A 24370-nucleotide genomic window follows, 5' to 3' on the forward strand; every position below is an offset into this window, starting at 1 on the left:
CGGACGAGCAGGACCAGGGTCCCGCCGCCTCCTGAACCTCCTCAAAGGAGCACAGCATGACCGAGGGCTTCGAGCCCCACGAGCAGGCCGCCGCGGAAGAACCGTCGGCGGCTTTGCCGTCCCCGGAGCGTTCCCCGCTGCTCGAGCTGCCCGGCGCCGTTGAGGCGGCCGGCACGGGCGTGGCGGATCACTACGGATCCCCGCTCATCGAGGGCCGCGAGCTGGATGCCGGCCGCGCCTTCGTCGACCTCTCGCACTGGGGCGTCGTCACGGTGAGCGGCCCCGATCGCCGCTCGTGGCTGCATTCGCTCACCTCGCAGGCCCTCGACCGCCTGGCGCCCGGTGCTCCGACCCGCACGCTCTTCCTCGATCTGCAGGGGCGCATCGAGTTCGACGCCCGCGTCGTTGACGACGGCGAAAGCACCTTCCTGCTCGTGGAGCCGGGCTTCGCCGAACCGCTGCGTGAGTGGCTTCACAAGATGCGCTTCATGCTGCGCGTCGAGGTCGCCGACGCGAGTGCGGCGTGGGCCGTGCTTGGCTCCAACGCCGATCTGCCCGTCGCCGTTCAGGGCGCGGGCCCGCGCTGGATCGATCCGTGGCCGGACGTCCAGGCCGGCGGGTACCCGTACGCCGTGTTCGAAGGCCACCCCGGCTCCGAGAACGACTGGCGCCTCGACCTCATCCCGCGGGCCGCGCTCGGCGCGGTGGCGCGGGAGCTCCTGGCGGCCGGCTGGCGCGCCGCCGGGCTGATGGCAGCGGAGCAGCTGCGCATCGCGGCGTGGGAACCGAGCCAGGCGGCCGAGGTCGACTCGCGCAGCATCCCGCACGAGTTGGATCTCCTGCGCACCGCCGTGCACCTGGCCAAGGGCTGCTACAAGGGCCAGGAGACCGTGGCCCGCACGCACAACCTGGGCCACCCGCCGCGGCGCCTCGTGTTCCTCGACCTGGACGGCATGGAGCACACGGTGCCGGCCGCCGGCGCCGAGGTGCAGCTCGACGGGCGCAAGGTCGGCACCATCACCTCCTCCGCCCTGCACCACGAGGCCGGGCCCATCGCCCTGGCGATCGTCCGGCGCAACACCGATCCGGCGGCCCTGCTCACCGTCGTGGACGGGGAGACGCGGTACGCCGCGGCGCAGACCACCATCGTCGTGCCGGACGCCGGAAGCGTCGTCGGACGCCCCGAGGGGATCCGCCGGCTCTGAGGCCCGGCCCGCCGTGCGGGCCGGGCCTCAGAGTGAACGACGGCGTGGGGCAGGTTTCGCACGAAACCCGCCCCACGCCGTCGTGCTGTGTCTTTCCCGCCTAGCCGAAGAGGATGGCGGCCTCGTCGTAGCGGTGCTGCGGCACGGTCTTGAGCGACTGGAGGGCGGCCTCGAGCGGGACGCGCTCGATGTCGGTGCCCTTGAGGGCCACCATGCGGCCCCACTCGCCGTCGGCCACGAGGTCGGCGGCGCCCATGCCCATGCGCGTCGCGAGGACGCGGTCGAAGGCCGTGGGCGTGCCGCCGCGCTGGATGTGCCCCAGCGTCGTGGCGCGCGTCTCGATGCCCGTCATCTCCTCGATGATGGGCGCGAGCCGGTCGCCGATGCCGCCCAGGCGCGGGCGGCCGTGGCGGTCGAGGCCGAGCGGCGTGTGCACCTCGTCGGCGTCCTCCGGGACGAAGCCCTCGGCCACCACCACGAGCGGCGCGCGGCCGCGATCCTCAGCGTCGCCCACCCACTCGGCGATCTGGGCCATGCTGACCTTCTGCTCGGGGATGAGGACGGCGTGCGCGCCGGCGGCCATGCCGGTGTGCAGCGCGATCCAGCCGGCGTGCCGGCCCATGACCTCGGCCACCATGCAGCGGTGATGCGACTCGCCCGTGGTGCGCAGGCGATCGATGGCCTCGGTGCCGATCTGCACCGCCGTGTCGAAGCCGAAGGTGTAGTCGGTGCCGCCGAGGTCGTTGTCGATCGTCTTGGGCACGCCAACGATCGGCAGGCCCTCGTCGGCGAGGCGCTTGGCACCGGCGAGCGTGCCCTCGCCGCCGATGGCGACGAGCGCGTCGAGGCCGTGGCGCTCGAGCGCGGCGGCGACGCCGGCCGCCCCGCCGCCCTCGGCGTTGTACGGATGGGTGCGGCTCGTCCCGAGAATCGTGCCGCCTTGCTTGGCGATGCCTCGAACCACGTGGCGGCTCAGGTCCACCGTGAGGTCCTCGAGGACGCCCTTCCAGCCGTCGAGGAAGCCCACGTATTCCTGATCGTGGGACTTGATTCCGTTGAGGACGGCGCCGCGGATGACTGCGTTGAGTCCGGGGCAATCGCCGCCGCTGGTCATGATGCCAACGCGCATGGCTACTGGCTCCTGTGTCGTGCGAAAACGTGCAGGGCACGACGTCGGGCCCAGGGGGTTTGTTCAGTGTATCCCGGCTCACACGCCGCGGGCGCCTGTCTTTCGCCGCGCCCGCGGGCGGCTAGCGGCCGCGGAACGAACGCACGATGCGCTGCAGCGGGAGGGAATTGTCCACCCACGGAACGATGAGCCACAGCACCAGGTAGGCGCCGATGCCCAGCACGGGCAGCAGGAACGAGACGAGCGTGACGAGCCGGACGATGTTGGCGTCCCAGCCGAAACGGTCGGCCAGGCCGGCGCAGACGCCGCCGACCCAGCGGCGGGGCCCGCGGCGGAAGGGGATGGCGCGCAGCGCGCGGTAGACGGTCTCCATGAGGCTCCTGGAAGGTGGGGCGCGGGGCCTCGGAAGCGACCCCACACGTGCTGACACCAGCATGCACGAGGGGCGGGTCACGTCCGCGGCGTTTCGCCGCGGGCGTGACCCGCCCCTCGACGGCCCTCGGGCCGGGGTGCAGGTGATCAGGAGAGCAGCTGGCGGATGCGCTCCACGCCCTCCGCGAGGTCCTCGTCGCCCAGGGCGTAGGAGAGGCGCAGGAAGCCGGAGGGGCCGAAGGCCTCGCCCGGGACCACGGCGACCTCGGCGCGCTCCAGGATGAAGTCGGCCAGCTCGGCGGAGGTCTGCGGCGTCACGCCGGCGTACTCCTTGCCGAGGGCACCGCGCACGTCGACGTAGGCGTAGAACGCGCCCTTGGGGGTAGGGCACTGGAAGCCGGGCACGGCGTTCAGTCCGGCCACCATGGCCTTGCGGCGGCGGTCGAAGGCGACCTTCATCTCGTCCACGGCGTCCAGGGGGCCGGCCACGGCGGCCAGCGCGGCCATCTGGGCCACGTTGGAGACGTTGCCGGTGGAGTGGGACTGCAGGTTGGACGCGGCCTTGATGACGTCGGCGGGGGCGATCATCCATCCCACGCGCCAGCCGGTCATGGCGTAGGTCTTGGCCACACCGTTCAGGATGACGACCTTCTCGAGACCGGGCGTGGCGGAAGCGATCGAGGTGAAGACGGCCTCGTCGTAGGTCAGGTGCTCGTAGATCTCGTCGGTGATGACCCAGAGGTCGTGCTCCAGGGCCCAGGCGCCGATCGCGGCGGTCTCCTCGGGCGAGTAGACGGCGCCCGTCGGGTTGGAGGGGGAGACAAACAGGAGCGCCTTGGTGCGCTCGGTGCGGGCCGCCTCGAGCTGCTCGAGGGTGACCTTGTAGCCCTGCTCCGGGCCGGCGAAGACGTCCACCGTGGTGCCGCCGGCCAGCGCGATCGCCTCGGGGTAGGTGGTCCAGTACGGCGCGGGCACGATGACCTCGTCGCCGGCGTCGATGAGCGTCTGGAAGGCGTTGTACACGGCCTGCTTGCCGCCGTTGGTCACGAGGACCTGATCCACCGACACGTCGATGCCGGAGTCGCGCTTGGTCTTGGCCACGATGGCCTCGCGCAGGGCAGGCTGGCCGTTGGTGGGGGAGTAGCGGTGGAAGCGCGGGTCGCGCGCGGCCTCGACGGCGGCCTCGATGACGTAGGCGGGGGTCGGGAAGTCCGGCTCGCCCGCGCCAAACCCGACCACGGGGCGGCCGGCGGCCTTCAGGGCCTTGGCCTTGGAGTCCACGGCGAGGGTCGCCGAAGGGGCGATGGCGGCGATGCGGGAGGAGATGCGTGACATGACGTCGTCAGATCCTTCTTCGGTTCTGTGGGGGCGCTTCGGGTGGGCGTTGCGCTCGCGTGCGCGACGCCTGCACCTCAATCCTAGGCACGCCGCGCCCGCGAGGGCGCGGCGTGGTCGCGATTGAGACGCTCCTGAACCCCGAGACAGGCGGGGGAGCGGTCCCGGTTCGACGTGGGGCCCCGGGAGCATGTAGACTCTTTACTCGTGTCACCCCGACGCCCCAGGGCTTCAGGGAAGACAACAAAGGGTAGTGGCGCAATTGGTAGCGCAGCGGTCTCCAAAACCGCAGGTTGCAGGTTCGAGTCCTGTCTGCCCTGCTCTCGGGAGCAACATCTCGAAACGAAGAACGGCGTGGATCGAATAGCCCCGAAGGGCTAGGGTCCGCGCCGCTTCGACATGACGGACACGGAGGGGCGCAGGTGACCGACACCACGGTGAAGGGCTCCGGAGCGAGCAAGAAGAAGCGCGGCTTCTTCAGTGCCATCGGCCTGTTTCTGGCCCAGGTGGTCCAGGAACTCAAGAAGGTCGTGTCGCCGACCCGCCGCGAGCTGGTGAACTACTGGCTCGTGGTGCTGGCCTTCGTGGTCATCGTCATGATCGTCGTCGGCCTGCTGGACACTCTGTTCGGCCAGCTGTCGATGTGGACCTTCACCCGGCCTGCGGAGCAGTAGTTCGGCCCCTTGCGGCCCGAGCTAGCTCGGGCCGCGTGGCCACCACACCCTCTGAAGTACCGATCACGAAAGCAGGAAGTTCGCGTGTCCGAGCAGGAACTCGAAGCCCAGAACGTCGAGGAGTCGCTCGAGAGCACCCTCGAGGTGCCCGCGGAGTCCGACGCCGAGCAGGCGACGGACGCTTTTGTCGTCTCCGAGGGTGAGGTCGCCGAGGTCGAGGAGACCGAGTCCGACGAGGACCCCAACGCCGCGATCCTGGCCGAGTTCCGCACCAAGCTGCGCCGCCTGCCCGGTGACTGGTACGTCATCCACTCGTACGCCGGTTACGAGAACCGTGTGAAGGTGAACCTGGAGACCCGCATCCAGACCCTGAACATGGAGGATTTCATCTACGAAATCCAGGTCCCCATGGAAGACGTCGTGGAGATCAAGAACACGACCCGCAAGACCGTGCGTCGCGTTCGCATCCCCGGCTACGTGCTGGTGCGCATGGAGCTCACCGATGAGTCGTGGGGCGTCGTTCGCCACACCCCCGGCGTCACCGGCTTCGTTGGCAACGCCCACGATCCCGTGCCGCTGAGCCTGGACGAGGTCTACTCCATGCTGGAGCACACCATCGTCCCCGCCGCCGAGGCCGAGAAGTCCGGCAAGGAAGCCAAGGTCCCGGTCACCGACGTGAAGGTCGACTTCGAGGTCGGCGAGTCCGTCATCGTCAACGACGGCCCGTTCGAGACGCTGCCGGCGACCATTTCCGAGATCAAGCTCGAGGCCCGCCAGCTCGTGGTCCTCGTCTCGATCTTCGAGCGCGAGACGCCCGTGACACTCTCGTTCTCCCAGGTCACCAAGATCTCGTAGTTTTTTTAGTCTTCGCCCCTCATGACCCGCTTTGTTGTGGGGGCGCGATTCAGGCCGCCGCGCCACGGCGGCCACACTCCCGGTCCACGCTCCTGTGGGTGGGGAAGAAGCAAGAAGGGAAGGACCATTCATGGCCCCCAAGAAGAAGGTCTCCGGCCTCATCAAGCTGCAGATCCAGGCAGGCGCCGCTAACCCGGCCCCGCCGATCGGCCCCGCGCTCGGCCAGCACGGCGTCAACATCATGGAGTTCTGCAAGGCCTACAACGCTGCGACCGAGTCGCAGCGCGGCAACGTCATCCCGGTGGAGATCACCGTGTACGAGGATCGCTCGTTCACGTTCATCACCAAGACGCCGCCGGCCGCCGAGCTCATCAAGAAGGCCGCTGGTGTCCCCAAGGGCTCCGGCGTGCCGCACACGCAGAAGGTCGGCTCGCTGACCCAGGCGCAGGTTGAGGAGATCGCCACCACCAAGATGGAGGATCTCAACGCCAACGATCTGGCCGCCGCCTCCAAGATCATCGCCGGTACCGCCCGCTCCATGGGCATCACCGTCCAGGGCTGAGAGCCCTGAAACCGGTTTCCCCAAGCCTTGGGGGAGCCACTACTTGTCCGGCGCAGTAGCGCCAGACGGTGGAAGGGTCGCGCGACCCGCATGACCACGACTGCATAAGGAGACAAACGCAGATGGCAAAGCGCAGCAAAGCATACGAGGCAGCCGCCGCCAAGATCGAGGCCGGCAAGCTGTACGCCCCGGTCGAGGCGATCGCCCTCGCCCGCGAGACAGGTTCGGCCAAGACCGACTCGACCATCGAGGTGGCCTTCCGCCTCGGCGTCGATCCCCGTAAGGCCGACCAGATGGTCCGCGGCACGGTGAACCTGCCCAACGGCACCGGCAAGACCGCCCGCGTGGTCGTCTTCGCCAACGGTGACAAGGCCGAGGCCGCCCGCGAGGCCGGCGCCGACTTCGTCGGTTCGGACGAGCTCATCGAGAAGATCCAGGGTGGCTGGACCGACTTCGACGCCGCCGTCGCGACGCCGGACCTCATGGGCAAGGTGGGCCGCCTGGGTAAGATCCTGGGCCCCCGTAACCTGATGCCGAACCCGAAGACCGGCACGGTGACCATGGACGTCGCCAAGGCCGTCAACGACATCAAGGGTGGCAAGATCGACTTCCGCGTCGACAAGCACTCGAACCTGAACTTCATCATCGGCAAGGCTTCCTTCTCGACCGAGGCTCTGGCTCAGAACTACGCCGCAGCCCTGGACGAGGTCCTCCGCCTGAAGCCGTCGGCTTCGAAGGGCCGCTACATCCAGAAGGCCACCATGGCCACCACCTTCGGCCCCGGCATCGCCGTGGATCCGAACGTGACCCGCGTGATCTCTGCCTGAGACCACTAGCTCCTCGTGAGCGAACGAAGGCCCCGGCGCGTGCGCCGGGGCCTTCGTGTTTCCCCGCTGCGGCCGCCCCGACTCCTGTCCCAAGGACGGAAGACGTCGGGGCGTAGAGTTACGCAAAGGTCTAGCCAAAGAATCCGAATTTCAGGAGTTGCCCTGCCGCTTTCGCCTGCTATGCTGAGCTCGAACGTGGTGCCAGGTTGCATGACAGGGCGACCGGCACCGCGCGGCTTCACCTGATGCCCCCAAGACCCGGTGGAGCCACTGCCGCCGGTCGGTCCCCCCAAGGACCGGTGGCCAGAGGCCCCCTTCCACCCCCAATGGGAAGGGGGCCTCGTCATGTCCTCGGGCCCTCGGTGCCGGCGCGTGTCTCAGCTCACCCCGCCCCCGATTTGGACGCGCCGCCCAGCGCCTGTAGTCTTGGAAGGTACCGAAGACCGTCGGTCGTGCCGCTGCCAGTGGCACTGAAGGTTCCCGCTCGCGGGACGGCCCACGCAGGTGACGAACTCTTGACGCGTTGTTTTCAGCGCGAACACGAGCCCCGTACCTGCGTACGGGGCTCGTCTCGTTTCCGGGGGCTTGACCGACCTCACCCCGGAAGGAGGGTTATGGCTACGTCGCAGAAGGAGATTTCCGTCGAGGAAATCACCGCCGACTTCAAGGAGTCGTCCGCCGCTGTCCTGACCGAATACCGTGGGCTCACCGTTGCGCAGCTCAAGACTCTCCGTCGTTCGCTTGGTGCCGACACCAAGTACACGGTTGTCAAGAACACCCTGACGGGCATTGCGGCCAAGGCTGCCGGCATCGACGCGTTCGATGGCCAGCTGACCGGACCCACCGCCATTGCCTTCATCAAGGGCGACGCCGTCGCGGCCGCTAAGGGCCTCACGGATTTCGCGAAGGACAACGACAAGCTCATCATCAAGGCTGGCTTCTTTGAGGGTCAGGCCATGGACGCGGCGGAGATCGCCGCGCTGGCCGCTCTCGAGTCCCGCGAGCTGCAGCTGGCCCGCGTGGCCGGTGTGCTGCAGGCCCCGGCTTCGGCCGCTGCCCGCATCATCGACGCGCTGCGCCTGAAGCTCGAGGAGGGTGCCCCGGCCGCTGTCGAGACGCCCGCCGAGGCCCCCGCCGCCGAGGAGGCCGCCCCGGCCGCCGAGGAAGCGACTCCCGAGGCCTGAGCCTCGAACCCACCAGAACACTTAGCCGTTGACCGCCTGAATGCGGGACGCGGCGCTTGAGAAAGGACGCCAACCATGGCGAAGCTCAGCACCGAAGAGCTCCTTGAGTCCTTCAAGGAGATGACCATCATCGAGCTCTCCGAGTTCGTGAAGCAGTTCGAGGAGACCTTCGAGGTCACCGCCGCCGCCGTCGCCGTTGCCGGCCCGGCCGCCGGTGCCGCCGCCGCCGAGGAGGAGAAGGACGAGTTCGACGTCATTCTCGAGTCCGCTGGCGACAAGAAGATCGGCGTCATCAAGGAGGTGCGCGCCCTGACCTCCCTCGGCCTGAAGGAGGCCAAGGAGCTCGTTGATGGCGCGCCGAAGGCCGTCCTCGAGGGCGCCAACAAGGAGACCGCGGAGAAGGCCAAGGAGGTCCTCGAGGCCGCCGGTGCCACAGTCACCCTCAAGTGATCTCGTCCGGGGTCTGCCCCGGATGTCTCACGCGTTCGAGCCCCGTTCCGCCTCTGGCGGGACGGGGCTCGTCCCGTTTCCGAGCGGGGCAACGCGGGACGGGAGCACCGCCCCGCGCAGCGGGCCCTGAGCTGGCGTGAAGGGCGCACCCAGCGCCCGACGACGCGGCGTGGCGGCCGGTGCACCCGGCTCGCCCTGAGCGGGTGGTGAGGCGGGCGCCCACGGCGCCGACGCGCCGTCGTGCCCTTCAATGCGCAAGGCCGCGCTCGCCCTGAGGGCGAGCGCGGCCTCGCGCGTGCGTGGCGAGTCCCGGCTTAGGCCTCGAAGAGCAGGGCCTCGCCCTGACCGCCGCCGCCGCACAGGCTCACGGCCGCCTTGCCGCCGCCGCGGCGCACCAGCTCCATCACCGCGGTGAGCGCCAGACGTGCGCCGGAGGCGCCGATGGGGTGGCCGAGCGCGATGGCGCCGCCGTGCAGATTGGTGCGCTCCCACGAGTAGTCGAGGTCCTTGAGGGACTGCACGCCCACGGCGGCGAAGGCCTCGTTGATCTCGATGAAGTCGAGCTCCTCGACGCTCCAGCCCTGGCGCTGCACGGCCTGCTTGATGGCGTGGGCCGGCTGGGACTGTAGCGAGTTATCCGGGCCGGCCACCTGGCCAGCCGCGCCGATCGTCGCGAGGATCTCGCGTCCGTTGGCCTCGGCCCACTCGCGTGAGGCAACGACGAGGGCCGCGGCGCCGTCGGAGAGCGGCGAGGAATTGCCGGCCGTGATGGTGCCCTCCTTGGCGAAGGCGGGGCGCAGGCCGGCGAGGGTCTCGACCGTGGTCTCGGGGCGCACGCCCTCGTCCGAGGAGACGACGGTGTCGCCCTTGCGGCCCTTGATCGTCACGGGGGCGATCTCCTCGGCGAGGAGGGCGGCCGAGGCCGCGGCGCGCTGATGCGAGTCGGCGGCGAGGGCGTCCTGCTCCTCGCGCGTCAGGCCGAGCGGGGCGTTGTGGTTCTCCGTGGAGATGCCCATCGTGATCTTCTCGAAGGCATCGGTCAGGCCGTCGTGGGCCACCGAGTCGACGGCGGTGAAGTCGCCGTAGCCCCAGCCCATGCGCGAACCGGGCAGCACGTGCGGGCCGTTGGTCATGGACTCCATGCCGCCGGCCACGACCACGTCCGCCTCGCCGAGGCGCACCATGCGGGCGGCCTGGGTGACGGAGAGCAGGCCGGAGAGGCAGACCTTGTTGAGCGTCTCGGCGGGGACGTCCCAGCCGATCCCCGCGGCGATGGCCGCCTGCTTGGCCGGGTTCTGTCCGCAACCGGCCTGCACCACCTGGCCCATGAAGACGTAGTCGACGGCGTCGGCCGCCACGCCTGAGCGCTCGAGGGCGCTGGCGATGGCGTGGGCGCCGAGGGCCGTGGCGCCGAGGGCGGCCTGCGCTCCCTTGAGCTTGGTGAACGGGGTGCGTGCGCCTCCGAGGACAACGGCGTCCCGGGGATGCGGTGCGGACATGATTCCTCCTGCTGTGCGCGGCTCTGCGGCGGCGCTGAGTCAGATCGGGCCGGGTGTGCCCAACGGGTTCAACCCTACCGGGGGCCATGAGGTGCGTCACACTCGGTTGCGGCGGCGGCGGCGGCCGGCCGGCGGCGCCGTGGCGGCCGCGGGGCCGCCCGAATCCGCGGCGGGCCGCGCCGCGCAAGCCGCCACGCGGCTACGCGCGGGGCAGAGTAGCGCAGATCACGCGCCGCGCCCGCCCGGGGGTATCGACATGCTTGCCATCCTGTCCTAGGATGGACCTTTGCGGCTTCCCAGTCCTCAGTCCGACCTTCATATAGCGGTGGGTCGGCTCCCGTTGTGGTGCCCGCGCTTGGCGCGGATAGAGGGGGAGCTGCTCACCGGAAACATGACGGTCTGTGGAAGGATCCCTCTTGGTCGCCTCGAGCACCTCTACGAACTCAACCGCTAGTTCGGCCCGTACCGCGGAAGCGGCCGGCCGCCTCTCCTTCGCCAAGATCCACGAACCCCTCGACGTCCCGGATCTGCTGGCACTGCAGACCGAATCGTTCGACTGGCTCGTGGGCAACGAGCGCTGGCAGGCGCGCGTGGCAGAAGCTGACGCGATCGGCGATAAGGGCGTGTCCCGCACGCCGGGCCTGGCAGAGATCTTTGAAGAGATCTCCCCGATCGAGGATTTCCAGGGCACCATGTCCCTGAGCTTCTCGGAGCCGGAGTTCGCCGACCCCAAGTACACCCTTGCTGAGTGCAAGGATCGCGACACCACCTACTCGGCCCCGCTGTACGTCAAGGCCGAGTTCATGAACAACATCACGGGCGAAATCAAGCAGCAGACCGTGTTCATGGGCGACTTCCCGCTCATGACCGAGAACGCGACGTTCGTCATCAACGGCACCGAGCGTGTCGTCGTGTCCCAGCTCGTCCGCTCGCCGGGCGCGTACTTCGACCGTACCCCGGACAAGACCTCGGATAAGGAGATCTTCTCCGCGAAGGTCATCCCGTCCCGCGGTGCCTGGTTCGAGCTCGAGATCGACAAGCGCGATCAGGTCGGCGTTCGCCTCGACCGCAAGCGCAAGCAGTCGGTCACGGTCCTGCTGAAGGCCCTGGGCTGGAGCGAGGGTCGCATCCTCGAGGAGTTCGGCGGCTACGAGTCGATCCGTGTCACCCTCGAGAAGGACACCGTCCAGACCGAGGACGAGGCGCTGCTGGATATCTACCGCAAGCTGCGCCCGGGAGAGCCGCCGACGGTCGAGGCCGCCAAGACCCTCCTCGAGAACCTGTACTTCAACCCCAAGCGCTACGACCTGGCGAAGGTGGGCCGTTACAAGCTCAACCGCAAGCTGGGCGTGGACGTGGCCATCGATGCTCTGGATGCCTCCGTGCTCTCCGAGCTCGACATCGTCGCCATGATCCACTACCTGTGCGCCATCCACGCCGGCGAGAAGACCATCAAGGGCTTCCGCAACGGCGAGGAGGCGGAGATCCGCGTTGAGGTCGACGACATCGACCACTTCGGTAACCGCCGCATCCGCGCCGTGGGCGAGCTCATCGAGAACCAGGTCCGCACGGGCCTCTCCCGCATGGAGCGCGTCGTCCGCGAGCGTATGACGACGCAGGACGTCGAGGCCATCACGCCGCAGACCCTGATCAACATCCGCCCCGTGGTGGCTGCGATCAAGGAGTTCTTCGGTACCTCGCAGCTCTCGCAGTTCATGGACCAGAACAACCCGCTGGCCGGCATCACGCACAAGCGTCGCCTGTCCGCGCTGGGCCCGGGCGGTCTCTCTCGCGACCGCGCCGGTATGGAGGTCCGTGACGTCCACCCGTCGCACTACGGCCGCATGTGCCCCATCGAGACCCCTGAAGGCCCGAACATCGGCCTGATCGGCTCGCTGGCAACCTACGGTCGCATCAACCCCTTCGGCTTCATCGAGACCCCGTACCGCAAGGTCGTTGACGGTGTCGTCACCGAGCAGGTTGACTACCTCACGGCCGATGAGGAGATGGACTTCCAGATCGCGCAGGCGAACGCCCCGCTGACGACGGATAACCACTTCGAAGAGGACCTGGTCCTGTGTCGTGAGCGCGGCGGCGGCGGCGAGCCCGTCCTGGCCGACCCGGCTCACATCGACTACATGGACGTCTCCCCGCGCCAGATGGTGTCGGCCGCTACGGCCCTCATCCCCTTCCTGGAGCACGACGACGCCAACCGCGCCCTCATGGGTGCGAACATGCAGCGCCAGGCCGTGCCGCTTCTGAAGACCGAGGCGCCCGTGGTCGGCACCGGCATGGAGAAGTTCCTTGCCGTTGACTCCGGCGACGCCGTCATGGCCAAGAGGCCCGGCGTCGTGACCGAGGTGTCCGCCGATCTCGTGACCGTCATGAACGACGACGGCACCGAGACGCACTACCCGATCATGAAGTTCGCCCGCTCCAACCAGGGCAACGGCTACAACCAGCACGTCGTGGTCACCGAGGGCGATCGCGTCGAGTTCCAGTCCCTCATCGCCGACGGTCCCGCGACCGACGGCGGCGAGCTGGCGCTCGGCAAGAACCTCCTCGTGGCGTTCATGCCGTGGCACGGCCTGAACTACGAGGATGCGATCATCCTCTCCGAGCGCATGGTCTCCGACGATGTCCTGACCTCGATCCACATCGAGGAGCACGAGGTCGACGCCCGCGACACCAAGCTTGGTGCCGAGGAAATCACCCGCGACATCCCGAACGTCTCCGAAGAGGTGCTCTCGCAGCTCGACGAGCGCGGCATCATCCACATCGGTGCCGAGGTCGAGGCCGGCGACATCCTCGTGGGTCGCGTGACCCCCAAGGGTGAGACCGAGCTGACCCCCGAGGAGCGCCTGCTGCGCGCCATCTTCGGCGAGAAGTCTCGCGAAGTGCGCGACACCTCCCTGAAGGTGCCCCACGGCGAGTCCGGCACCGTCATCGGCGTGCGCATCTTCGATCGCGACAACGACGACGAGCTGCCCCCGGGCGTCAACCAGCTGGTCCGCGTGTACGTGGCCCAGAAGCGCAAGATCACCGTGGGTGACAAGCTCTCCGGCCGTCACGGCAACAAGGGCGTCATCTCCAAGATCCTGCCGCTCGAGGACATGCCGTTCCTGGCCGATGGCACCCCGGTGGACATCATCCTGAACCCGCTCGGCGTCCCCGGTCGCATGAACGTGGGCCAGATCCTCGAGATCCACCTTGGTTGGGCTGCCAAGCAGGGTTGGAACATCGAGGGCGAGCCCGAGTGGATCAAGGAGCTTCCGAACCTCCCGCGCGTGACCGGCCCCACGAAGGTCGCCACCCCGGTGTTCGACGGCGCCCACGAGGACGAGATCCGCGGCATTCTTGACCACACCAACGAGACCCGTGACGGCGTGCGCCTGATCGGCAACTCGGGCAAGGCGCAGCTGTTCGACGGTCGCTCCGGCGAGCCGTTCCCGGACCCCGTGTCGGTCGGCTACATGTACATCCTGAAGCTGCACCACCTGGTGGACGACAAGATCCACGCGCGCTCCACGGGCCCGTACTCGATGATCACGCAGCAGCCGCTGGGCGGTAAGGCCCAGTTCGGCGGCCAGCGCTTCGGCGAGATGGAGGTGTGGGCGCTCGAGGCTTACGGCGCCGCTTACACCCTCCAGGAGCTCCTGACCGTGAAGTCGGATGACATCCACGGTCGCGTGAAGGTCTACGAGGCCATCGTCAAGGGCGAGAACATCCCCGCCCCGGGCGTGCCGGAGTCCTTCAAGGTGCTGCTCAAGGAAATGCAGTCGCTCTGCCTGAACGTCGAGGTTCTCTCCACCGAGGGCGAGAAGCTGGACATGCGCGACGCGGACGAGGAAGTCTTCCGCGCCGCCGAGGAGCTGGGTATCAACCTGTCCAACGTCGAGCCCAGCTCGGTCGACGAGGTCTGAGTAGCGCGGCGGTGACCGGGCACCCGCCCGGTCGCCGCCCCCTCAGCCCTCCTTTCCGTCGTCGAACAGCCGCGAGCCGGCTGCGAGCGACGACGACGACTTCCGAACTTCACTGAAAGAGAGCAAGGACCACATGTCCAACGATTCCTCCTTCGGCCTCATGCAAATCGGCCTCGCCACCGCGGATCAGATCCGCGAGTGGAGCTACGGCGAGGTCAAGAAGCCCGAGACCATCAACTACCGCACGCTCAAGCCCGAGAAGGACGGCCTCTTCGGCGAGCAGATCTTCGGCCCCACCCGTGACTGGGAGTGCGCCTGCGGTAAGTACAAGCGCGTGCGCTTCAAGGGCATCATCTGCGAGCGCTGCGGCGTCGAGGTGACCCGTTCCAAGGTCCGTCGTGACCGCATGGGCCACATCGAGCTCGCCGCTCCCGTGACCCACATCTGGTACTTCAAGGGCGTTCCCTCGCGCCTTGGCTACCTGCTGGATCTGGCCCCGAAGGACCTCGAGAAGGTCATCTACTTCGCCGCCTACATGATCACCAAGGTCGACGACGATCGTCGTCACGCCGAGCTGCCGAACCTGCAGGCTCAGCACGACCTGGCCATCAAGAAGATCGCCGACACCCGCGACGCCGACATCGCCGCCATCGGTCAGGACCTGGAGAAGGACCTGGCTCGCCTGGAGGACGAGGGCGCCAAGGCCGCCGAGAAGAAGAAGACCCGCGACGCTGCCGACAAGGTCATGGCCCAGGTGCGCAAGCGCGCCGACGCCGAGATCGAGCGCGCCACCGCCGTGTGGGAGCGCTTCAAGGGCATCAAGGTCGGCGACCTCGAGGGCGACGAGGGCCTGTTCCGCACCATGCGCGAGAAGTACGGCGTGTACTTCGAGGGTTGCATGGGCGCCGAGGCCATCCAGAAGCGCCTGCAGGACTTCGATCTTGCCGCCGAGTCCGAGAACCTGCGCGAGATCATCGCGACGGGCAAGGGCCAGCGCAAGACCCGCGCCCTGAAGCGCCTCAAGGTCGTCAACGCCTTCCTGTCGACGTCCAACTCGCCGACCGGCATGGTCCTGGACGCCGTTCCGGTGATCCCGCCGGAGCTGCGCCCCATGGTGCAGCTGGACGGTGGCCGCTTCGCGACCTCCGACCTCAACGATCTCTACCGTCGCGTGATCAACCGCAACAACCGCCTCAAGCGCCTGCTTGAGCTGGGTGCTCCGGAGATCATCGTCAACAACGAGAAGCGCATGCTGCAGGAGTCCGTTGACTCCCTGTTCGACAACGGTCGCCGCGGTCGCCCGCAGACCGGCCCGGGCAACCGCCCGCTGAAGTCGCTCTCCGACATGCTCAAGGGCAAGCAGGGCCGCTTCCGTCAGAACCTGCTCGGCAAGCGCGTTGACTACTCGGGCCGTTCGGTCATCGTGGTCGGCCCGCAGCTGAAGCTGCACCAGTGCGGTCTGCCCAAGCAGATGGCCCTGGAGCTCTTCAAGCCCTTCGTGATGAAGCGCCTGGTTGACCTCAACCACGCGCAGAACATCAAGTCCGCCAAGCGCATGGTGGAGCGTTTCCGCCCGCAGGTGTGGGACGTGCTGGAAGAGATCATCTCCGAGCACCCGGTGCTGCTGAACCGTGCACCTACCCTGCACCGCCTGGGCATCCAGGCCTTCGAGCCGCAGCTGATTGAGGGTAAGGCCCTCCAGCTGCACCCGCTCGTGTGTGCCGCGTTCAACGCCGACTTCGACGGCGACCAGATGGCCGTGCACCTGCCCCTGAGCCCCGAGGCCCAGGCGGAGGCGCGCATCCTGATGCTCTCCTCGAACAACATCCTGAAGCCCTCGGACGGCCGCCCGGTCGCCCTCCCGGCCCAGGACATGATCATCGGTCTGCACCACCTCACCACCAAGCGTGAGGGTGTGGCCGGCGAGGGTCGCGCGTTCTCGTCCCTGCCGGAGGCCCTCATGGCCTTCGACCGCGGCGAGCTCCACCTGAACGCCGTCGTCAAGATCCAGGTCGAGGGCTTCGTGCCCTCCGATGAGCAGCCGGCCCCCGAGGGCTGGGAGCCGGGCAACCTGGCGCTCATCGAGACCTCCCTCGGCCAGGTGCTCTTCAACGAGACCCTGCCGGAGGACTACCCCTGGTTCGAGGGTGTCGCCACCAAGGGCGCCCTGGGCGATCTGGTCAACGACCTCGCCGAGCGCTACCCTAAGGTCGTCACGGCCGCCACGCTGGACAACCTGAAGAACTACGGCTTCACCTGGGGCACGCGCTCCGGCGTGACCGTGGCGATCTCGGACGTCACCTCGAACATGGACAAGCCGGCCATCCTGGCTCCCTACGAGGTGCGCGCCCTGAAGGTGCAGCAGCAGTACGACAACGGCCTCATCGCCGATGACGAGCGCCGCTCCGAGCTGATCGACATTTGGACCCAGGCCACCGATGAGGTTGCCGAGGCCATGAAGAACGGCATGGAGCGCCTGAACACCATTAACCGCATGGTGACCTCCGGTGCCCGTGGTAACTGGCTGCAGCTGCGCCAGATCGCCGGTATCCGTGGTCTGGTGTCAAACCCGCAGGGCGAGATCATCCCGCGTCCGATCAAGTCCTCCTACCGTGAGGGCCTGTCCGTTCTCGAGTACTTCATCGCCACCCACGGCGCCCGTAAGGGCCTCGCGGATACGGCGCTGAAGACCGCCAACTCGGGTTACCTGACCCGTCGTCTGGTGGACGTCTCGCAGGACGTCATCGTGCGCGAGGACGACTGCGGCACCACCCGCGGCCTCGTCGTGCCGATCGCCTCCCACGAGGGCGGCGAGCGTCACCTGCACGAGACCGTCGAGAACTCGGCGTACACCCGCACGCTGGCCCAGGACGTCGTCGACGCCAACGGCGAGATCCTCGCCACGGCCGGCGAGGACGTGGGCGATGTGCTCATCGCCAAGCTGTACGAGGCCGGCGTGGACGAGGTGCGCGTGCGCTCAGTGCTCACGTGTGAGTCCGCCGTCGGCACCTGCGCGCTCTGCTACGGCCGTTCGCTGGCCTCCGGCAAGCTCGTGGACATCGGCGAGGCCGTGGGCATCATCGCCGCACAGTCCATCGGTGAGCCCGGCACGCAGCTGACCATGCGTACGTTCCACTCGGGTGGTGTGGCCTCCTCCGGCGATATCACCCAGGGTCTGCCCCGTATCCAGGAGCTCTTCGAGGCCCGTACCCCGAAGGGTCTGGCCCCGATCTCCGAGGTCGCCGGCCGGGTCAGCATCGAGGATGGCGAGCGCAGCCTGCGCGTCGTCGTGACCCCCGATGATGGCTCCGAGGAAGAGGCCTACCCGGTCCTGCGCCGTTCGCGTCTGCTGGTCGGCGATGGCGAGCACATCGAGGTCGGCACGCAGCTGGCCGCGGGTGCCATCGACCCCAAGCAGGTCCTGCGCGTGCTCGGCCCCCGCGAGGCCCAGAAGTTCCTGGTCCGCGAGGTGCAGTACGTGTACCAGTCCCAGGGTGTGGGCATCCACGACAAGCACGTCGAGGTCATCGTCCGCCAGATGCTTCGCCGCATCACGGTCATCGACCAGGGCGACACCACGCTGCTGCCGGGTGAGCTGACGGACCGCGCCACGTTCCAGAACGCCAACCGCAAGGCCGTCTCCGAGGGTCTGCGTCCGGCGTCCGGTCGTGACGAGCTCATGGGTATCACCAAGGCCTCCCTGGCCACCGACTCGTGGCTCTCGGCCGCCTCCTTCCAGGAGACGACCCGAGTCCTCACGCAGGCGGCCATGGAGGGCAAGAGCGACCCGCTGCTCGGCCTGAAGGAGAACGTGATCATCGGCAAGCTGATCCCGGCCGGCACCGGCCTGGATCGCTACACGCAGGTGAACGTGGAGCCCACGGAGGAGGCCAAGGCGTCCTTCTACTCGGGCCCCTCCGCCTTCACGGGCTTCGACTACGCCGGCGTCGATGGGCTGGGTGGCGACTTCACCGCCATGTCCATGGACGACTACGGCTTCGGCGGAGACTTCCGCTGATCCGCTAGCCGGACACGCAAGGGCCCGCCTTCCCGTCAGGGGAGGCGGGCCCTTCCGCGTCCCCGGTCCCGCTCCGTCGTGCCGGGTGAGCGCCACAGCGGTGGGGGAGGGGCGCCCAGGGGCCGGTAGTGTCCCGGCGGAGGGGGCCAGGCGGGCCAGGAAACGGCCCGACGGCGGGCGCCCGCCGGTGTGGGGAGGCCCACCTTGGGACTTGCCTGATCTCCTGCTAGAGTGTTAACGAGAGTTTTTTGTTGTGGCGAAGTGGACCCAGTCCGTGCCGCGCGCAGGTTGCGCGGCGTACGCCACACTTTCGCACGCCTACGGTCGTTTTGTCCGGTCCGCGCGAGGAAAACGACCACGTCGAGTGCGCTGGTGATCCCCACTGGCTAGCGTTCGGCATCCACTTCAACATTGGAGGACACGAAAGTGCCTACTATTCAGCAGCTGGTCCGTAAGGGCCGGACGCCGAAGGTCTCCAAGACCAAGGCGCCCGCGCTCAAGGGCAACCCCATGCGTCGTGGCGTGTGCACCCGTGTGTACACCACCACCCCGAAGAAGCCGAACTCCGCCCTGCGTAAGGTCGCCCGCGTGCGCCTCGCCGGTGGCGTTGAGGTCACCGCTTACATCCCGGGTGTGGGCCACAACCTGCAGGAGCACTCCATCGTGCTGGTCCGCGGCGGTCGCGTGAAGGACCTCCCGGGTGTCCGTTACAAGATCGTCCGCGGCGCCCTCGACACCCAGGGTGTCAAGGATCGCGGCCAGGCTCGTTCCCGCTACGGCGCCAAGAAGGAGAAGAAGTAATGCCTCGCAAGGGTCCCGCGCCGAAGCGCCCCATCGTTCTCGATCCGGTCTACGGCTCCCAGCTGGTCACCCAGCTGATCAACAAGGTGCTGCAGGACGGCAAGAAGTCCACCGCCGAGCGCATCGTCTACGGTGCTCTTGAGGGCGCTCAGGCCAAGACGGGCACCGACCCGGTGGCCACGCTCAAGAAGGCCATGGACAACATCAAGCCGGCCCTCGAGGTCCGCTCCCGCCGCGTCGGTGGCGCCACCTACCAGGTGCCCGTCGAGGTCAAGCCGGGCCGTTCCACGGCCCTGGCCCTGCGCTGGCTCGTTGGCTTCTCGAAGGCCCGCCGCGAGAAGACCATGACCGAGCGTCTCATGAACGAGATCCTTGACGCCTCGAACGGCCTGGGTGCTGCGGTCAAGCGCCGCGAGGACACCCACAAGATGGCCGAGTCGAACAAGGCCTTCGCTCACTACCGCTGGTAAGAACGCCCCGTCGGGGCCCGGGGTAACCCGGGCCCCGGCGGTCCTCATCCAAAGGAGACACCGTGGCACTCGACGTGCTCACCGACCTGAACAAGGTCCGCAACATCGGCATCATGGCGCACATCGATGCCGGCAAGACCACCACCACGGAGCGCATCCTCTTTTACACGGGTGTGAACCACAAGCTGGGCGAGACGCACGACGGTGCCTCGACGACCGACTGGATGGAGCAGGAGAAGGAGCGCGGCATCACCATCACGTCCGCGGCCGTCTCTGCTTACTGGAACGGTAACCAGATCAACATCATCGACACCCCCGGTCACGTTGACTTCACGGTCGAGGTCGAGCGCTCCCTGCGCGTGCTCGACGGCGCCGTTGCCGTCTTCGATGGCAAGGAGGGCGTGGAGCCCCAGTCCGAGACCGTGTGGCGCCAGGCCGACAAGTACGACGTCCCGCGCATCTGCTTCGTCAACAAGATGGACAAGATGGGCGCCGACTTCTACTTCACGGTGGACACCATCATCAACCGCCTGGGTGCCACCCCGCTGGTGATGCAGCTGCCGATCGGCTCGGAGTCCGAGTTCACCGGTGTCGTTGACCTGCTGACCATGAAGGCCTTCGTGTGGCCGGGCGACGCCAAGGGCGACGTCACCATGGGCGCCAACTACGAGACCCAGGAGATCCCCGCGGACCTCCAGGACAAGGCCGTGGAGTACCGCGCCAAGCTCGTTGAGCAGGTCGCCGAGTCCTCGGACGAGCTCATGGAGAAGTACCTCGAGGGCGAGGAGCTCTCCCTCGAGGAGCTGAAGGCCGGCATCCGCAAGCTGACGATCACGTCCGCTGCTTACCCGGTGTTCTGCGGCTCCGCGTTCAAGAACCGTGGCGTGCAGCCCATGCTGGACGCGGTCATCGACTTCCTGCCGTCCCCGCTTGACGTGCCGGCCATGGTCGGTCACGACCCGAAGAACGAGGAGATCGAGCTGGTGCGCAAGCCCAGCGAGGACGAGCCGTTCTCCGCTCTGGCGTTCAAGATCGCCGCTCACCCGTTCTTCGGTCAGCTGACCTTCGTGCGCGTGTACTCGGGCCACCTCGATTCCGGTGCCCAGGTGCTCAACTCCACGAAGCAGAAGAAGGAGCGCGTTGGCAAGCTCTTCCAGATGCACGCCAACAAGGAGCAGCCCGTCGAGGAGCTGCACGCCGGCCACATCTACGCCGTGATCGGCCTCAAGGACACGACGACCGGTGACACCCTGTGCGATCCGGCCAACCCGATCGTCCTCGAGTCGATGACGTTCCCGGAGCCGGTCATCTTCGTGGCCATCGAGCCCAAGACCAAGGGTGACCAGGAGAAGCTCTCCACGGCCATCCAGAAGCTCTCCGCTGAGGACCCGACCTTCACGGTCTCCCTCAACGAGGACACCGGCCAGACCGAAATCGGCGGCATGGGCGAGCTCCACCTGGACATCCTGGTGGACCGCATGCGCCGCGAGTTCCGCGTCGAGGCCAACGTTGGCAAGCCGCAGGTTGCTTACCGCGAGACCATCAAGAAGAAGGCCGAGAAGGTCGACTTCACGCACAAGAAGCAGACGGGTGGCTCCGGCCAGTTCGCCAAGGTGCAGGTCACGTTCGAGCCCCTGGACACGGCCGAGGGCGAGCTCTACGAGTTCGTCAACGCCGTCACCGGTGGCCGCATCCCGCGCGAGTACATCCCCTCCGTGGATCAGGGCATCCAGTCCGCCATGCAGCTCGGCGTCCTCGCCGGCTACCCCATGGTGGGCGTCAAGGCCACCCTGATTGACGGCGCGTACCACGACGTTGACTCCTCCGAAATGGCGTTCAAGGTCGCCGGCTCGCAGGTGTTCAAGGAGGGTGCCCGTCGCGCGAACCCCGTGCTGCTCGAGCCCCTCATGAACGTTGAGGTGCGCACCCCCGAGGAGTACATGGGCGACGTCATCGGCGACCTGAACTCCCGTCGCGGTTCCATCCAGTCCATGGAGGATGCCGCAGGCGTGAAGGTCATCAAGGCCGCCGTGCCGCTCTCCGAGATGTTCGGCTACATCGGTGACCTGCGTTCCAAGACGCAGGGCCGTGCCGTGTACTCGATGGAGTTCAGCGCGTACGCCGAGGTCCCGAAGGCTGTTGCCGACGAGATCATCCAGAAGTCCCGCGGCGAGTAAGCCGGGCGGATCCGGGGCGGGAGCCCTTCCCCTCACGGGCTGAGGGGCTCCCGTCTCACCGGGCATCGCTGTTATGGCGGTGTCCGGACGAGAACCGGTTCGCCCGAAGCGCACCGGAGATTTCAACATCTTACGTAGCCATCAGTAGACTGGTTTCGAGTCTTGCCCGCTTACCTTGCGGGCAGATAACCACTGCTGAAGAACAGTTCTAGGAGGAACAGTGGCGAAGGCAAAGTTCGAGCGCAGCAAGCCGCACGTCAACGTTGGCACCATCGGTCACGTCGACCACGGCAAGACCACGCTGACTGCCGCCATCTCGAAGGTGCTTGCTGACAAGTACCCGGACGTGAACGAGCAGCGCGACTTCTCGGCGATCGACTCCGCCCCGGAGGAGCGCCAGCGCGGCATCACGATCAACATCTCCCACATCGAGTACCAGACGGACAAGCGCCACTACGCGCACGTCGATGCTCCGGGTCACGCCGACTACATCAAGAACATGATCACCGGCGCCGCTCAGATGGATGGTGCCATCCTCGTTGTGGCCGCCACCGACGGCCCGATGGCTCAGACCCGCGAGCACGTGCTGCTGGCCCGCCAGGTTGGCGTTCCGGCCCTGCTGGTGGCCCTGAACAAGTCCGACATGGTCGACGACGAGGAGCTGCTTGACCTCGTCGAGATGGAGGTCCGCGAGCTGCTGTCCTCCCAGGAGTTCGACGGCGACAACGCTCCCGTCGTGCGCGTCTCGGCGCTGAAGGCTCTCGAGGGCGACCCGGAGTGGGTCAAGTCCGTCGAGGACCTCATGGAGGCCGTTGACACCTTCATCCCGGACCCGGTCCGCGACAAGGACAAGCCGTTCCTGATGCCGATCGAGGACGTCTTCACGATCACCGGTCGTGGCACCGTCGTCACGGGCCGCGCCGAGCGTGGCACCCTGAAGATCAACTCCGAGGTCGAGATCGTGGGTCTGCGCGACCTGCAGAAGACCACGGTCACGGGCATCGAGATGTTCCACAAGCAGCTCGACGAGGCCTGGGCCGGCGAGAACTGTGGCCTGCTGCTTCGCGGCATCAAGCGCGAGGACGTGGAGCGCGGTCAGGTCGTCGTGGCCCCCGGTTCCGTGACCCCGCACACCGAGTTCGAGGGCACCGCCTACATCCTGTCCAAGGATGAGGGTGGCCGCCACAACCCGTTCTACTCGAACTACCGCCCGCAGTTCTACTTCCGCACCACCGACGTCACCGGCGTCATCACGCTGCCCGAGGGCACCGAGATGGTCATGCCGGGCGACACCACGGAGATGAAGGTTGATCTGATTCAGCCCATCGCCATGGAAGAGGGCCTCGGCTTCGCCATCCGCGAGGGTGGCCGCACGGTCGGCTCGGGCCGCGTCACCAAGATCATCAAGTGACTTTGAGTCTCTGATGGGCTTGGCTCGCAAGGGCTGATCCGGGAAGGGGGCCCCGCACCATTCGGTGCGGGGCCCCCTTTCTTTGTGCACTTGTGTCGGGCGCCTGGCTTGGGCGCGCCCCTCGCCGGCGTTGCCGGCGGGGGTGGGGCGGGCGGGGTGCGGGGCACCTCACACCGACCCGGATTGGCGTTGCCTAGCAGAATCTGACAGACTAGAGGGGTTGTCGTGTTCTCTCGGCTCGTCGCCGCGGTCCTGCAGGGGCCGAACGGGCGGGTTGGAGCCGCGACAAACCGATCCCTGATGCATGAGTGTGGGGTCGTGTGCTCAGCGAGTGCGCGACACGCCCGAGTGCGGGGGTCGGAGCCTCGGCGGGGCGAGGAACCCTGGTTCAACCAGGATTCGGTCCGTCGAACGGCGTGCTAGGAGTTCAGAGGTTTTGAGCTCCCGTTCGGCACCAACACATTCATAGTGCTACCGAAAGAAAGAGGCCCAAGCCATGGCGGGACAGAAGATCCGCATCCGGCTGAAGTCGTACGACCACGAGGTCATCGACACGTCCGCCCGCAAGATCGTTGACACGGTCACTCGCGCTGGCGCCACCGTGGTCGGCCCCGTGCCGCTGCCGACGGAGAAGAACGTTTACTGCGTCATCCGTTCGCCCCACAAGTACAAGGACAGCCGCGAGCACTTCGAGATGCGCACTCACAAGCGCCTCATCGACATCGTGGACCCGACTCCGAAGGCCGTGGATTCGCTGATGCGTCTCGACCTGCCGGCGGACGTCAACATCGAAATCAAGCTCTGAGAGGGAGGTGCTGAGAGACTATGACCGCATCCCGTAATGTGAAGGGCCTGCTGGGCACGAAGCTCGGCATGACCCAGGTCTGGGACAGCAATAACAACCTGATCCCCGTCACGGTCGTCAAGGCCGACGCGAACGTCGTCACCCAGCTGCGCACCCAGGAGAAGGACGGCTACGTCGCTCTCCAGATCGCCGCCGGTCAGATCGACCCGCGTAAGGTCACCCAGCCGGTTGCCGGCCACTTCAAGGCCGCCGGCGTCACGCCGCGCCGCCACGTGGTCGAGCTGCGCACCGCCGACGCCGCCGAGTACAACCTCGGCCAGGAACTGTCGGTTGAACTGTTCGAGGCCGGCCAGAAGGTCGACGTCGTCGGCACTTCTAAGGGCAAGGGCTTCGCCGGTGTCATGAAGCGTCACGGCTTCTCCGGCGTTGGCGCCTCGCACGGTGCCCACAAGAACCACCGCAAGCCGGGCTCGATCGGCGAGGCCTCGACCCCGTCGCGCGTGTTCAAGGGCCAGCGCATGGCCGGCCGCATGGGTGCCGTCCGCCACACGACCCTGAACCTCACGGTTCACGGTGTGGACGCGGAGAACAACCTCCTGCTCATCAAGGGTGCCGTTCCCGGCGCTCGTGGCCAGGTCGTCCTGGTCCGCTCTGCCGTGAAGGGAGCCTGATC

The 24370-nt window shown here is 67.5% G+C and carries 19 protein-coding genes and 1 tRNA gene; 16 read left to right on the forward strand and 4 right to left on the reverse strand.

Annotated elements, in window-relative coordinates; genetic code table 11:
* Nucleotides 1–56: 56 nt before the first annotated feature.
* Nucleotides 57–1205, forward strand: a complete 1149-nt coding sequence (ygfZ, locus tag DWB68_RS01825) for a CAF17-like 4Fe-4S cluster assembly/insertion protein YgfZ (protein ID WP_119423439.1) — start codon at nt 57–59, stop codon at nt 1203–1205.
* A gap of 100 nt (nt 1206–1305) precedes the next feature.
* Here ygfZ and DWB68_RS01830 read toward each other — a convergent pair whose 3' ends face one another.
* The 3 genes from DWB68_RS01830 to DWB68_RS01840 all read right to left on the reverse strand — a co-directional run bounded on the left by DWB68_RS01830 (nt 1306) and on the right by DWB68_RS01840 (nt 4041).
* Nucleotides 1306–2334: a 6-phosphofructokinase gene (locus DWB68_RS01830; protein ID WP_119423440.1), complete on the reverse strand. Its 1029-nt coding sequence runs from the start codon at nt 2332–2334 to the stop codon at nt 1306–1308.
* A 121-nt stretch (nt 2335–2455) separates the two neighbouring features.
* Nucleotides 2456–2707 (reverse strand): PspC domain-containing protein, encoded by a 252-nt coding sequence (locus tag DWB68_RS01835; protein WP_119423441.1) that lies wholly within the window; start codon nt 2705–2707, stop codon nt 2456–2458.
* A gap of 146 nt (nt 2708–2853) precedes the next feature.
* Complete coding sequence (locus DWB68_RS01840) at nt 2854–4041, reverse strand: pyridoxal phosphate-dependent aminotransferase (RefSeq protein WP_119423442.1); 1188 nt, start codon at nt 4039–4041, stop codon at nt 2854–2856.
* A gap of 247 nt (nt 4042–4288) precedes the next feature.
* Between DWB68_RS01840 and DWB68_RS01845 the strand changes: the two genes are divergently transcribed.
* The 7 genes from DWB68_RS01845 (at nt 4289) to rplL (ending at nt 8593) form a co-directional block, all read left to right on the forward strand.
* Nucleotides 4289–4361, forward strand: a tRNA-Trp gene (locus tag DWB68_RS01845).
* Nucleotides 4362–4463: 102 nt separating this feature from the next.
* Entirely contained in the window at nt 4464–4715 is a 252-nt protein-coding gene (gene secE, locus DWB68_RS01850) for a preprotein translocase subunit SecE (protein ID WP_119423443.1), read from the forward strand.
* Between the two features lie 84 nt (nt 4716–4799).
* Nucleotides 4800–5570 (forward strand): transcription termination/antitermination protein NusG, encoded by a 771-nt coding sequence (gene nusG, locus DWB68_RS01855; protein WP_119423444.1) that lies wholly within the window; start codon nt 4800–4802, stop codon nt 5568–5570.
* A 130-nt stretch (nt 5571–5700) separates the two neighbouring features.
* A complete protein-coding gene (gene rplK / locus DWB68_RS01860) occupies nt 5701–6132 on the forward strand; it encodes a 50S ribosomal protein L11 (protein WP_119423445.1) in 432 nt (143 codons plus the stop codon).
* A 122-nt stretch (nt 6133–6254) separates the two neighbouring features.
* Nucleotides 6255–6959: a 50S ribosomal protein L1 gene (rplA, locus tag DWB68_RS01865; RefSeq protein WP_119423446.1), complete on the forward strand. Its 705-nt coding sequence runs from the start codon at nt 6255–6257 to the stop codon at nt 6957–6959.
* Between the two features lie 614 nt (nt 6960–7573).
* Nucleotides 7574–8143, forward strand: coding sequence for a 50S ribosomal protein L10 (rplJ, locus tag DWB68_RS01870; protein WP_119423447.1), 570 nt, complete (start codon nt 7574–7576; stop codon nt 8141–8143).
* A gap of 75 nt (nt 8144–8218) precedes the next feature.
* The gene (gene rplL / locus DWB68_RS01875) at nt 8219–8593 is read left to right on the forward strand and encodes a 50S ribosomal protein L7/L12 (RefSeq protein WP_119423448.1); all 375 of its coding nucleotides are present in this window, start codon (nt 8219–8221) and stop codon (nt 8591–8593) included.
* Between the two features lie 314 nt (nt 8594–8907).
* On the opposite strand, the gene DWB68_RS01880 is transcribed toward rplL, so the two are convergent.
* Nucleotides 8908–10092, reverse strand: coding sequence for an acetyl-CoA C-acetyltransferase (locus DWB68_RS01880; RefSeq protein ID WP_119423449.1), 1185 nt, complete (start codon nt 10090–10092; stop codon nt 8908–8910).
* A gap of 416 nt (nt 10093–10508) precedes the next feature.
* On the opposite strand from DWB68_RS01880, the gene rpoB reads away from it, so the two are divergent.
* The 8 genes from rpoB to rplC all read left to right on the forward strand — a co-directional run bounded on the left by rpoB (nt 10509) and on the right by rplC (nt 24368).
* Nucleotides 10509–14015, forward strand: coding sequence for a DNA-directed RNA polymerase subunit beta (rpoB, locus tag DWB68_RS01885; RefSeq protein WP_119423450.1), 3507 nt, complete (start codon nt 10509–10511; stop codon nt 14013–14015).
* A gap of 133 nt (nt 14016–14148) precedes the next feature.
* Entirely contained in the window at nt 14149–18033 is a 3885-nt protein-coding gene (locus DWB68_RS01890; RefSeq protein WP_119423451.1) for a DNA-directed RNA polymerase subunit beta', read from the forward strand.
* A 426-nt stretch (nt 18034–18459) separates the two neighbouring features.
* Nucleotides 18460–18834, forward strand: coding sequence for a 30S ribosomal protein S12 (gene rpsL / locus DWB68_RS01895; protein ID WP_119423452.1), 375 nt, complete (start codon nt 18460–18462; stop codon nt 18832–18834).
* On the forward strand, nt 18834–19304 hold the full coding sequence (gene rpsG / locus DWB68_RS01900; protein WP_119423453.1) for a 30S ribosomal protein S7: 471 nt from the start codon (nt 18834–18836) through the stop codon (nt 19302–19304). The genes rpsL and rpsG overlap by 1 nt, the downstream gene beginning before the upstream one ends.
* Before the next feature lie 62 nt (nt 19305–19366).
* Nucleotides 19367–21481: an elongation factor G gene (fusA, locus tag DWB68_RS01905; RefSeq protein WP_119423454.1), complete on the forward strand. Its 2115-nt coding sequence runs from the start codon at nt 19367–19369 to the stop codon at nt 21479–21481.
* 220 nt (nt 21482–21701) lie between these two features.
* On the forward strand, nt 21702–22892 hold the full coding sequence (gene tuf, locus DWB68_RS01910) for an elongation factor Tu (RefSeq protein WP_119423455.1): 1191 nt from the start codon (nt 21702–21704) through the stop codon (nt 22890–22892).
* 496 nt (nt 22893–23388) lie between these two features.
* Nucleotides 23389–23697 (forward strand): 30S ribosomal protein S10, encoded by a 309-nt coding sequence (rpsJ, locus tag DWB68_RS01915; protein WP_119423456.1) that lies wholly within the window; start codon nt 23389–23391, stop codon nt 23695–23697.
* Between the two features lie 20 nt (nt 23698–23717).
* Complete coding sequence (gene rplC / locus DWB68_RS01920) at nt 23718–24368, forward strand: 50S ribosomal protein L3 (protein ID WP_119423457.1); 651 nt, start codon at nt 23718–23720, stop codon at nt 24366–24368.
* Nucleotides 24369–24370: the final 2 nt, after the last annotated feature.

Origin of the sequence: Galactobacter valiniphilus (assembly GCF_003575975.1) — a bacterium.
Classification (GTDB): Bacteria; Actinomycetota; Actinomycetes; order Actinomycetales; family Micrococcaceae; genus Galactobacter; species Galactobacter valiniphilus.

Coding starts and splice junctions, on each gene's coding strand:
- ygfZ (WP_119423439.1), top strand. CDS start 57: ATGACCGAGGGCTTCGAGCCCCACGAGCAGGCCGCCGCGGAAGAACCG.
- DWB68_RS01830 (WP_119423440.1), bottom strand. CDS start 2,334: ATGCGCGTTGGCATCATGACCAGCGGCGGCGATTGCCCCGGACTCAAC.
- DWB68_RS01835 (WP_119423441.1), bottom strand. CDS start 2,707: ATGGAGACCGTCTACCGCGCGCTGCGCGCCATCCCCTTCCGCCGCGGG.
- DWB68_RS01840 (WP_119423442.1), bottom strand. CDS start 4,041: ATGTCACGCATCTCCTCCCGCATCGCCGCCATCGCCCCTTCGGCGACC.
- rplK (WP_119423445.1), top strand. CDS start 5,701: ATGGCCCCCAAGAAGAAGGTCTCCGGCCTCATCAAGCTGCAGATCCAG.
- rplA (WP_119423446.1), top strand. CDS start 6,255: ATGGCAAAGCGCAGCAAAGCATACGAGGCAGCCGCCGCCAAGATCGAG.
- rplJ (WP_119423447.1), top strand. CDS start 7,574: ATGGCTACGTCGCAGAAGGAGATTTCCGTCGAGGAAATCACCGCCGAC.
- rplL (WP_119423448.1), top strand. CDS start 8,219: ATGGCGAAGCTCAGCACCGAAGAGCTCCTTGAGTCCTTCAAGGAGATG.
- DWB68_RS01880 (WP_119423449.1), bottom strand. CDS start 10,092: ATGTCCGCACCGCATCCCCGGGACGCCGTTGTCCTCGGAGGCGCACGC.
- DWB68_RS01890 (WP_119423451.1), top strand. CDS start 14,149: ATGTCCAACGATTCCTCCTTCGGCCTCATGCAAATCGGCCTCGCCACC.
- rpsG (WP_119423453.1), top strand. CDS start 18,834: ATGCCTCGCAAGGGTCCCGCGCCGAAGCGCCCCATCGTTCTCGATCCG.
- rpsJ (WP_119423456.1), top strand. CDS start 23,389: ATGGCGGGACAGAAGATCCGCATCCGGCTGAAGTCGTACGACCACGAG.
- rplC (WP_119423457.1), top strand. CDS start 23,718: ATGACCGCATCCCGTAATGTGAAGGGCCTGCTGGGCACGAAGCTCGGC.